This window comes from Burkholderia sp. Se-20378 (assembly GCF_017104665.1).
Classification (GTDB): Bacteria; Pseudomonadota; Gammaproteobacteria; order Burkholderiales; family Burkholderiaceae; genus Burkholderia; species Burkholderia lata.
The window spans coordinates 1-1,341 of sequence record NZ_JAAGPG010001091.1; the positions used below are offsets into that span (position 1 = coordinate 1).

General features: G+C 69.4%; 1 pseudogene. It reads left to right on the plus strand.

The features are described from left to right. Positions 1-165 precede the first annotated feature (165 nt). Positions 166-1,341 (plus strand): annotated as a pseudogene (locus tag G3N93_RS40335) (DUF3971 domain-containing protein); the annotation flags it as partial.

Consider the following 1,341-nt stretch of genomic DNA (forward strand, 5'->3'; position numbering starts at 1 on the left):
ACCGGCCCCATGGACTCGGCGCGGCATCGCGGGGCGGGTGCGCCCGTCGCGAAACCGCGCGCCGGAAAGCCCGTGCCGCGCTGCCGCAACGGCCGCCGGCACGAACCCGTGTGATACATTTCAACGTCAGTCTGCAAAACTACCATATCGCCGCCCGTCCGCCGCATGTCCGACCGTCAGGAATCCGCCGTAGCTGCGCCCGAAGCGGGACCTCCGAAGCACGATCATCCGGTCTTGCGTCGCGTGTTCAGGGTGACGCTGGCTGTCGGGATCGGCACCTACTTCGTCGCTTCCGGCGCGTTCCTCGGGCTGCGCTACGTCCTGCTGCCCCGCATCGACGAATTCCGCCCGCGCATCGAACGCGCGGTGTCCGACAAGCTCCACGCGCAGCTTTCAATCGGCAAGCTTTCCCCGAACTGGTCCGGCATGCAGCCGGGCGTCGAACTCACGAACCTGACGATCCGCGGCCATGATGGCAAGGTCGCGCTGTCGGTGCCGCATGCGACGGCCGCGCTGTCGTGGATGTCGCTGCTGCGGCTGTCACCCGCGCTGTCGAGCCTGATCGTCGATCAGCCCGACCTCGTCGTCGCGCGCGCGGCCGACGGCTCGCTGAGCATCGCGGGCGTCGGCGTGGCGACCACCCATGGCGGCAACGACACGTTCGGCGCGTGGCTGCTGAAACAGGAGGCGATCGTGCTGCGCGGCGGCACGCTGCGCTGGCGCGACGCGCAGCATGATGCGCCGGAGCTCGTGCTGTCGGGCATCCGGCTCGCGGTGCTCAACCACGGCCGCGTGCACAAGGCTGCGCTGCAGGCGCCCGCGAACGGCACGCTGCTGCTCGGCCCGCTCGATTTCCGTGCGCGCTTCAAGCACAAGCCGCTCGCACCGGTCGGCAAGCCGTCGAACTGGACGGGCGATGCGTACCTGTCGACAGGCCCGGTCGACCTGCAGACGCTGGCGCGCTACCTCGACATGCCGCTCACGATCCACGCAGGCCGGATCGACAACGCGATCTGGGCCACCTTCAGCGACGGCCACCTGCATTCGGCGGGCGGCGACCTGCAGGGCGCGGACGTCGCGCTGCGCGTGCGCCCGACGCAGCCGCGGCTCGACGTGCCGACGGTCGGCTTCGGCTGGGACATGCAGCTCGATGCCGGCCACGACTACACGCTGCACCTGACGCGCTTCAACGCCGAGCTCGGCCAGCCGCCGCTGCCGGGCGTCACGCTGCGTGACCTCGTCAACGCGATCCCGCTGTACGCGATCAAGCAAGGCATGCTGACGGTCGCCAAGCAAGGCAAGAAGAACATCTTCTCGGGCCGCATCCTCGAAATCGAAGGC